This window comes from Dinoroseobacter sp. S76 (assembly GCF_049801095.1).
Lineage (GTDB): Bacteria > Pseudomonadota > Alphaproteobacteria > Rhodobacterales > Rhodobacteraceae > Dinoroseobacter.
The window spans coordinates 1-8,909 of the sequence record NZ_JBNAGH010000022.1 but is presented as its reverse complement, the minus strand read 5'-3'; the positions used below and the strand labels follow the sequence as shown (position 1 = coordinate 8,909).

11 protein-coding genes are annotated in these 8,909 nt (G+C 50.7%); 4 read left to right on the top strand and 7 right to left on the bottom strand.

The window, feature by feature from the left end:
* The first annotated feature begins 163 nt into the window (after positions 1 to 163).
* A complete protein-coding gene (locus ACP153_RS22890; protein ID WP_424973334.1) occupies positions 164 to 1,042 on the top strand; it encodes a hypothetical protein in 879 nt (292 codons plus the stop codon).
* 448 nt (positions 1,043 to 1,490) lie between these two features.
* Here ACP153_RS22890 and ACP153_RS22885 read toward each other — a convergent pair whose 3' ends face one another.
* The 3 genes from ACP153_RS22885 to ACP153_RS22875 are packed head-to-tail and all read right to left on the bottom strand — an operon-like array spanning position 1,491 to position 3,413.
* Positions 1,491 to 1,814 (bottom strand): hypothetical protein, encoded by a 324-nt coding sequence (locus tag ACP153_RS22885; protein ID WP_424973333.1) that lies wholly within the window; start codon positions 1,812 to 1,814, stop codon positions 1,491 to 1,493.
* A gap of 5 nt (positions 1,815 to 1,819) precedes the next feature.
* Entirely contained in the window at positions 1,820 to 3,085 is a 1,266-nt protein-coding gene (locus tag ACP153_RS22880; protein WP_424973332.1) for a relaxase/mobilization nuclease domain-containing protein, read from the bottom strand.
* The gene (locus ACP153_RS22875; protein WP_424973331.1) at positions 3,051 to 3,413 is read right to left on the bottom strand and encodes a plasmid mobilization protein; all 363 of its coding nucleotides are present in this window, start codon (positions 3,411 to 3,413) and stop codon (positions 3,051 to 3,053) included. The genes ACP153_RS22880 and ACP153_RS22875 overlap by 35 nt, the downstream gene beginning before the upstream one ends.
* Positions 3,414 to 3,682: 269 nt before the next feature.
* On the opposite strand from ACP153_RS22875, the gene ACP153_RS22870 reads away from it, so the two are divergent.
* The 3 genes from ACP153_RS22870 (at position 3,683) to ACP153_RS22860 (ending at position 6,335) form a co-directional block, all read left to right on the top strand.
* A complete protein-coding gene (locus tag ACP153_RS22870; protein WP_424973330.1) occupies positions 3,683 to 5,092 on the top strand; it encodes a type IV secretory system conjugative DNA transfer family protein in 1,410 nt (469 codons plus the stop codon).
* Between the two features lie 244 nt (positions 5,093 to 5,336).
* On the top strand, positions 5,337 to 5,732 hold the full coding sequence (locus tag ACP153_RS22865; protein ID WP_424973329.1) for a hypothetical protein: 396 nt from the start codon (positions 5,337 to 5,339) through the stop codon (positions 5,730 to 5,732).
* Between the two features lie 426 nt (positions 5,733 to 6,158).
* The gene (locus tag ACP153_RS22860; protein WP_424973328.1) at positions 6,159 to 6,335 is read left to right on the top strand and encodes a DUF1737 domain-containing protein; all 177 of its coding nucleotides are present in this window, start codon (positions 6,159 to 6,161) and stop codon (positions 6,333 to 6,335) included.
* Positions 6,336 to 6,394: 59 nt separating this feature from the next.
* Here ACP153_RS22860 and ACP153_RS22855 read toward each other — a convergent pair whose 3' ends face one another.
* From ACP153_RS22855 to ACP153_RS22840, 4 genes are all read right to left on the bottom strand, one after another.
* Positions 6,395 to 7,024: a hypothetical protein gene (locus ACP153_RS22855; protein ID WP_424973327.1), complete on the bottom strand. Its 630-nt coding sequence runs from the start codon at positions 7,022 to 7,024 to the stop codon at positions 6,395 to 6,397.
* Positions 7,025 to 7,105: 81 nt separating this feature from the next.
* On the bottom strand, positions 7,106 to 7,624 hold the full coding sequence (locus ACP153_RS22850) for a hypothetical protein (protein ID WP_424973326.1): 519 nt from the start codon (positions 7,622 to 7,624) through the stop codon (positions 7,106 to 7,108).
* Positions 7,625 to 7,669: 45 nt separating this feature from the next.
* Positions 7,670 to 7,966 (bottom strand): HigA family addiction module antitoxin, encoded by a 297-nt coding sequence (locus ACP153_RS22845; protein WP_424973325.1) that lies wholly within the window; start codon positions 7,964 to 7,966, stop codon positions 7,670 to 7,672.
* 13 nt (positions 7,967 to 7,979) lie between these two features.
* Positions 7,980 to 8,258: a type II toxin-antitoxin system RelE/ParE family toxin gene (locus tag ACP153_RS22840; protein ID WP_424973324.1), complete on the bottom strand. Its 279-nt coding sequence runs from the start codon at positions 8,256 to 8,258 to the stop codon at positions 7,980 to 7,982.
* Between the last annotated feature and the right edge of the window lie 651 nt (positions 8,259 to 8,909).

Sequence of the window (8,909 nt, the reverse complement as noted above, 5' to 3'; positions counted from 1 at the left end):
AGCGGAAGCTAGGGAGGGTATGAGCGGAAAGTAGGGAGGGTATGAGCGGAAAGTAGGGAGGGTATGAGCGGAAAGTAGGGAGGGTTATCGACGGAAAAGTGAAGTGTGGATAACCTTATATTTTCCGCTTCCGCGCCGTGGCAATTCCGCTAATCTGTTCAGCATGTCTACGATTACCGTCTCATCTGCGATGTTGATTCCATCCGCCAAGTCCATGCGCTTGAAGCCTTCGCAGGTGGTGATCATTTGGGAGATAGCCAACGAGGTTGACCGCCGCCGCATCCCGGCCAACCATGAAAACGGCGTATGGCTGGAGATCCCTACGAAGCAACTCCGTAACCCCGATGGACGCAGTGACAATGTGCATCTGCGGAAGATGCTCAAAGAGCTTATGGGGCTAGTCTTGGAAGGGGAGTACAAGGGCGACCCGTGGGGCGCGGTGTTGATTGCGGAATATCAGATCACCGAAGGCGGGTCACTGGCGCGCCTGTTTGTGCCTCCTGCGGGGATTGAGGCTGTCCGTGCACCTAAGACATTTGCCAAGATTGAGGCAGAAGTAAAATACCGCATGAAGGGTCCGGCCAAGCTTCTTTATGCTGCTTTGTCTGATAAAAAACGACAGACATCAAAGCCATGGCATGTTTACGATTTGGACGAGTTGCATCATGTCGTCCAATGTGTTGACCGCTACCCCAAATGGTATGATTTCAATCGCTACGTCATCAAACCCGCCATAGAGGAGATCAACGACTATGGCACAGTGACGGTGAAGGCCACACCCCAGAAGCTGGCGCGGTCGATAGTCGGTGTTCGGTTCGATTGGGAATGGAAATCACTGGATGCCGCCCGTGAAACATCCGACGCGAACGATAGTCATTCATCGGTACGAGGCAAAACGGGCGATGGATCAGCACCACCCCTGACAGATGAAGCACGAAAGAAATCGGCTGATTTCATAGCGTGGCAAAAGGAAAACCCTGGTGCATCATATGGTGAGTTTATTTCTCATCAAAAGTCCAAGAATGTAAAGGGCAGTTCCTGATAGGTCAAACTAGTTCGCACTATCAGGAACCCGAAATATGATTCCAATAAACTTACTTATGGTAATATTTAATTTTGATACTCAAAATTACAATCCTTGTTTAACAGACTATCTATGCAGTCCCCCCCGTTACCTGGGCCAGTTGATGGACCAAATGGTCCGTCATGAGTAGCTTCGTTGCCACCTAATGATATGTCGTTGAATACTCCATCGTTTGTGCCAACAGTCCCGCCCGCATCAATGTCGGTTACCGATGGATCATTACATTCATCATTTGTACCGCACCCAGCCTGGGCTTTTGTTGCGTTTGCTCCAATGACACAAGCTGTTAGTGCAATAACGGGAAATATTCGTTTTAGCATTTTCTCATCCTATTTATGACCTTCATGCTACCATGATAGAGGCCATGTTTCAGCTACATATCCAAAGTTCTACCCTGGCCGCGCCCTTATGAAACTGCTTTCTTTGCAACCACAATAAGGCCTTCAGTAAAGCTGTAACCGTAGCCACCAGCATATGGGGGATCTATAGCCACTGGCACATTAGATCGAAAATCAAATTTTCCGGACGTTACATCAATGATTTGCATCACCTCATATCCATCCTCCTCCAACTCGGAAATAACACGGGCTAGTTCCTTGCAGAGTGCTTTGACGTCAATTCGGCCCACGATCTTACCGTCTTGGCGGGCTGCCTCGCGGGGAGTAAACCAGCCTCCTTGTTGATTATCTGAAGCCCATTGAGAGTTTATATATCTGATTTTTGTTTTCATTTCCGTTACATATCCAAAGTTCTACCCTGGCCGCGCCCACGTGATTTGTCTCGCTCCCGCCGTTTCCGCTTCCGCTCCTGCCTGGCCTTCTTGTCTTTAGGATCGCCCTTGATGACGTCTTCTAGAGATTTCCGGGGAGATTGGGCCTTTTGATCACGATCAGAGGCTTGTCTGTCCTGGGTTTTCCCATCACGTGACCAAATCGATTGTGATTTCTCTTTGGTGGCATCAAGGCGGGTTTGATCCTGCTGGCGATGCATATCCTTGAGTTGATCACGGTCATACTTCCAGGCCTTCACCACCTCACGGGCTGCATCTGCAATGACCGCGTTTTGTTGGTTCCCGATGTCCTTGAGTTCGGACTTATGGAACTTCACCAGCTCCCCACGCAACGCCTGGTCCTTCACCAAGGCTTTGAACATATTGACCACCGTTGATCCTTTGACGCGCCGTGCATGGGATATCCTGGCCTTCAGGCTGGTATCATACTCTTTGAGTTGGTCCCGCTGCCGCTGAAACACTTCGCGCCATGTTGGCTTGAATAGCTGTTTGACCTCCTGGCGCCGGGTCTCAAGACGGTTCTGGCGTTGCTGATACAATGCATCATATTGGCCCTTACGGCCCTCCCTGGCCGCGTCACGATCCTTGCGGTACTCCTCCCATAGCTGCTTTGTCTCGGCTTTCTTCCAGGCCATCCAGGCACTGCGGGATGGGCTATCGTCCTTGACCCATTGGCCCTGCTCTCGCGCGGCCTGGTTGGTCTCACGATCCTTGCAGAAAACCACACCGCGGCGGCGCTCATAATCAAGCGCCCACTCGGACAGTTTCACCCGATCATTGCTAAGGGATGGGAATTTGCCGTTCTCAGTCGAAACCAGGTTTACCACCACATGCACATGCGGATGCTCTGTATCGTTGTGCCCAACGATAAGGGCCTGCCGATCGTCAAACCCTAGGGCCTTGAGAGACTCCCTTGCGGCCTCCATCTGCACGTCCATTGTGACGGTCTCCGATGGGTGCCAGGCCAGGGAATAGTGATAGACGGGCCGTTGCTGTTTCTGCCCAGCAAGGGACACGCCTGCGGCCCGTTTTATGTCATCGGCATGAGTGGCCGTATCGATCATATGAGCGATAGCAGCGTTGGCGTTGGCCGTGGGCAAATTCATCGTATCGATGAAGGCCACACGGTCCGATGTTGTGGCAGCTTTGTCGTGGAGCAGATACTGCCCTACGCCTTTAAAGCTTGTTCCGCGTGATACCTTGGGCGTCATTGGCTAGCCAAACGTCAAAGATGCGGTCCAGCTTCTCGCAACACTCGATGAGTGATGCGGGCAAAGCCTCCTGGCGCGCATTCAACGCCTTTGCGATCTGGTTGAGGTTCACACCGATGCGGCGCAGTTCCTGGCGGTCTTCAAAACCAGGTCCGGTGGTTTCCTGGACGGTCACTGTCTTGCCAACAGCGGAAGCGCGGATAAAGGCGGTAACATTGGTTCCCGCTCGATCCGCCTTCGCTTTGATGGTGGCAAGTTCGGTGGGTGACAGGCCGACATTGACCTGCGCGGTACGGCGCAAAGCAGGATCAATTTTCGGTCGCGCCATGGATTCCGTGCCTCCTTCTCGCATCGTATCCAAGGCCGATTTTGCCTTGGTGGTGATTGAACGGCCAAACGTTCTAACCGACCCAAAGGGGCGGCAGAGCTGGGTTATTAGGGGGTGGCGATAGACCCCCTGATCGAGAGTTTATACATCGTATAAACATATCTCGCTACTCTCCTCTACGTTACCAAATCTTCCCAAAGATTTCCTTAATGTGCTTACGTCAAATTCCGGTAAGGTTCCCGGTGTCGATACCAGGAGGAAACCACCCTGTGACATACATACGTACCGAACCAGCATCGGCGGAATGGCTTCCGGCAGAAGCGTTGCAAGGTCATGAGTTCGCCTTCAAATCTGGGCGGATTCTGTTGGGTGAAACCAAGGACGGAACGCTGATTGGGCTAGATGATCCGCGCCATGTGGTGACAGTGGCGGGATCGCGCGCGGGCAAAACCACAACTTCGCTTATGTCGAATTTGCGCACCTGGACAGGATCGGTGTTGGCCATCGACCCCAAGGGAGAACTGGCAACAAACACCGCACAATACCGGGCAGATTTGGGCCAGGATGTGCGGATTTTCGATCCGTTCAATGTGGTGAAAGGTGATGCCCGGAAGTGGCGTTGTGGGTTCAATCCGTTGGCCGATATTGTCACGGCTGACAATGACAACATTGTCGATGATGCTGCCATTATTGCGGATGCATTGGTCCCAACAACTAACGACGATAAGTCCGACCATTGGTCCTTATCGGCCAAAAATCTGCTGCGCGGTTTGATCCTGTTTTTGGTCCAGAGTGAGCGTGACGGCGGGCCACCCGCAAACCTGGAAAACCTACGAAAACTGGTATCGCTCCCCTATGAAGTGAAAGACCATAGCTCTGAGCGCACTCTAGAAGATGCGTTAGAAACCATGTCACAAATGGACCACCTTGATGGTGCCATCGCGGCTGTCGGTGGATCAGTGCTTGGCAAACCTGGCAATGAGCGTGGCTCCATCATCTCAACAGCGGTTGAACACACCGCCTTCCTCGATTCACCGCCCCTCAAGACGCACGTTACTAAAGATATCGGCCTGGATTCCTTACGCCGGCTGAAAACCCACCCTCTGACCGTCTACCTGGTGTTGCCGGCCTCTCGGATGGCCAGCCATTACCGATGGTTGCGGGTGATTATCACCCAGGCCATGGCAGCACTTGAAGCGGGCCAATTGCGCCATCGCGCTCCGCCTGTGTTGTTCCTCTTGGAAGAGTTCCCAACCCTCGGATACATGCGCCACATCGAGGCGGCAGCGGGCCTTATGGCTGGTTATGGGGTGAAACTGTGGACGGTCATGCAAGACCTGTCACAGTTGAAATCCCTGTATCCCCGAAGTTGGGAAACCTTCTTGGGCAACGCCGGGATTTTAGAAGCGTTTGGCAATGTGGACACCACCACCACGGAGTATCTATCGAACCGCATGGGCAAAACCCTCACACGGATCGAGCAGAGTTCCACCCGTGGCCTACGTGGTCAACAATCAGGGGATACAGACCAGACCGAAAGCATCCGTTATGAACCGCTCCAGTTTCCGCATGAAATCTCGATGAATTTTCGGCGGGCCACCAACCGCAAATTGATCATTTCAGCGGATCATGACCCGTTCTCTGTCTGGCGGGTGGACTGGCAGGATAGCCGTTTGTAGCTCGCCGCATGGCAGGCCCTTCCGATGATATCGGAAGGGCGCAAACCAGCTTGTTTGGTGGGTATGCCTCAAGGAAAATGCGGTCCAGTAGGTCCTATTTTCCTTGACCCTGACCAGGGTTTGACAGGTTCCATGAATGTGGCAGACTGGTTTTCAAAGACTGGCACCAAGACCAGTTCTAACACCGATGAAGACCAGAGGCAGAAAACCAATGAAACCACTATCAGCGAACAAGGCCGCGACCATGGCCAAGAAAACCAAGCAAACCATATTAGATGCAATAAAAACAGGCACTTTAACCGCAACAAAGAATGATCGCGGACACTGGCAAATCGATCCCATGGAGCTTGCCAGGGTGTATGACTTCGACCTACAAGACCAGTCGGGCAAACCAGTTCCAACACCGATGGAAACCGATAGCCCAAAATTAGAAGACCGCATTAAAATTGCGGAGTTAGAGGCGGAAGTTAAAGCCTTACGCGGCCAGATTGAACGCGCCGATATCGAACGCGATAGAGAGCGGGAAAACCTATCAAAACATATCGACGATATGCGTGCAGCGATGGCGGTTCTGACAGATCAAACAAAAGGGCAGGGGGGTCGCCGTGGCTTCCTCGGCTTGTTTGGGGCAAAGGCTTAATGCCTGAATGTCCTGACTGCGACCAGCCAGGGAAAATCCTCGATCATGATCCTATATTCGGCAACGGTCCCCCCCGGTGGGACGAATGCCCTACGTGTAACGGTACAGGCCAGATCTCCCAGGTCGAATGGGATGCGTGGATCGCGGAAAGCCAGGAAAAAATGGCCAAAGCGGATCCCAAGGTTGGACCATGGGACATCGATGCGTTGTTAGAAGCGCCACAGCGGCCCCAGGAGGGCGATGGCGGCGTTGATGGTGGGGAAGGGTAGGGGCAAGCCCTACAACGGCCTGTACGGCCTCTGTATCGCCTCATGGCGATGTCTGAATAGGGTACGCCTCCCAAGGTCGGACACCTGGCCCCCTCAATTCGTTGTCACGCGGGGGCTGCGGTGTCTATTCAGGACTGGCAGAGAAGAAGGATAACATATGAAATCTAGGTACGTTTCAGATTACAAAATCGTGGTGGCTAAATCTTACAAAAATCTTGAGCAGGATGTTAAAAAAGAGATCTCGGGTGGATGGGAACCAATTGGGGGAGTATCCATTGCGGTTAATAATATCTGGGGGCAAGCAATGGTTAGATATATTACTACGGATTCTTAGAGGTCACCAAATTGACAGCTAATCTCCACTCAATCCCTGTGCGTGATTGAGACAATCATTTAATAATCCGGCATACCGCGTGGCCTATCGGTAGGCGAAGTCTGTGGGGTTTCTTCTGTTACTCGCCGTTTGCCAGGGTTTGAACCTGGCTCCGCCTTCACGTCCTCTAGGGTGCTTTCTAGAATATTACGGATTTTGTGATTGTAATCAGGTGGTAGGTCATTGGTTGATATGGTCACTGCATCTAAATCATTGATCCACATACGAACCATGTAAGGGTCTTTAAAGGATGATCCATCTTTCCGCTTGGCTGGTTCTTTTCCAGTTAGCTGTGACCGCAACCCATAGTCAAAGCGTGATATTGTATCAGTTGAATATGTATTCTCGTTGAGGGTGACTTCACTACGTGTGAATTTGACGGATGTTTCAGCCCGCCATGTTATATTTAAAATTCCGGCTAATATTGCAAGCGGTATAAGCCCATTTAAAAAAGCAAAGAGTGCTGCTGAAAACGGATCATCTCCACTCTGCAATGCCAAAACAAAGAAACTAATATAGATAATCCCAAGTATAACCCCACCAATATTTAAGATGCGATCAGAGTTATAGCCTTTAAACTTGTCTGTCCATGAAACTGTAAACCCGTTCTCTGTTGGTCTTACGCTTACGTCAAAAATCTTTGATCCCATGGGTTCAGGTTTCTCCTGTTGGCGTGGCTCTGGTTTGATTTCCCATGCTTTCCGTCGCCGCTTCGCTGATCCCTATAAGGACTACGGCAGATTACCTAAAAATACCCCTCCAAAAAAACAAATTATAACCATGCATCCTAGCGCTACAAAAAAATAATACTTATAGCGATTTATTATTTTATATACAGCAGATAAAAATATACCCAGCAACGAGATTAAGATAAAAGGTAAAGCAAAACATATGGCCAGAAATACTATGGCGGTGACTTCATTCTTGGCTGCAGCATCAGATATAGCATCAATGCCACTAAGCATTTGACCAATTGGGACAGCAGCGAAAAAAGAGAACACAAATAACCAATTAGGGCGTCTATATGTTTTTGGTGGATCTATCTTTGACTCAAGGGTATCTTGATTTCTCTTCTCTACCCAAAAAACTCCGTCATCATCTCTCCCTGCGTCGATCAACCCTCTTTTAAAAGCAGAGGGATGGGAGTATTGGTATCCGGACAGCATAAGTCCGTGCATGCCTGCTGAATAAGCCATCTGTTCGTCATGTTTAGCGCTCTGCATTGCTTTATACGCTGCATCTGGCGTCATGATTTCATCGTCCTAGTTTCACCAACTGACACAATTTTCGCTATTCTATCCACTAATCGGTGTCAAACGACGCAATTGTGTAGATAGTTCAGGCTTCTTAAGCCGTACCTGGGCCATGTCATATGCATTTTGCATCCGTAGGTAATGCTCTGCGGTGCCACCAATGACGCTTTCCAACCGAAGGGCCATTTCTGCTGTTACTGCAGAGTGACCATTGATCACGCGGCTGAGCATCGACTTATCGATACCGAGTGCCGCTGCAGCATCGGTCATAGTGATCCCAAGGCATTCAATATCGCTTTTGATAACCTCTCCTGGGTGTGCTGGGTCAAACATGGGCATGGCAGTCCTCCTTTCAGTGATAATCCGTGTAGTCTAAATCCCAAATATCTCCGTCTTCAAAGCGGAAGATCATCCTATAATTTCCTGTAATATCAATTGCATAAAACCCTTGCAGATCACCCTTGAGGGGGTGTAGCCGCCAACCTGGCCTATCAATATCAGCCAGTTCATTGGCTGTATCCAATACAGTCATCACAAGGCGAATGCGTGCCATGCGATCAGCGGGTAGTTTGCTTTTATCTCCCCGCTCATAGTACCGCTTTAAGCCTTTGTGTTTAATGGTTTTTATCATATAAATTTATTGTTGCACAACATGCAACAACTGTCAATAGGACGATATTCAGCTCTTAGGGCATGAGGACAGGTGGTTGAAGATGCCTGTTTCCTCGGGGCCGCATTGCAGATCTTTGATTCCATGGGTTCAAATTTTCCCTGTTGGCATGGGCCTGGTTTGATTTCCCATGCTTTCCGTCGCCGCTTCGCTGATCCCGATAAGGACCACGGCAGGTTATCCGTCAAGGTGGCGTAGCCCCTGCGCAGCAGGTTGCCTTGATGGATGGCCTGACTTGGGCCAGGGATCAATCAGCGAACGGCTAGACGGATGCAGCCAGGAAATCTCTCATGCTTTTTGTTGTGCGAAGCGCAACCAGGCCGCGTGTGGCCGAAGGCCACATATAGCGGCCAGAGTATCCGCCTTTGGCGGATTCCATGTTTACGAACAGGGGCACCAAAGGTGCGAGTGTCCTAAGTATCCAGTGTCCAGTGGTAGTGTTCTTACCACTGGATACTTAGGACACTGACACTGTGGCCCAAAAGCGGAAGCTAGGGAGGGTAAAAGAGGAAAGTAGGGAGGGTATGAGCGGAAGCTAGGGAGGGTATGAGCGGAAAGTAGGGAGGGTATGAGCGGAAAGTAGGGAGGGTATGAGCGGAAAGTAGGGAGGGT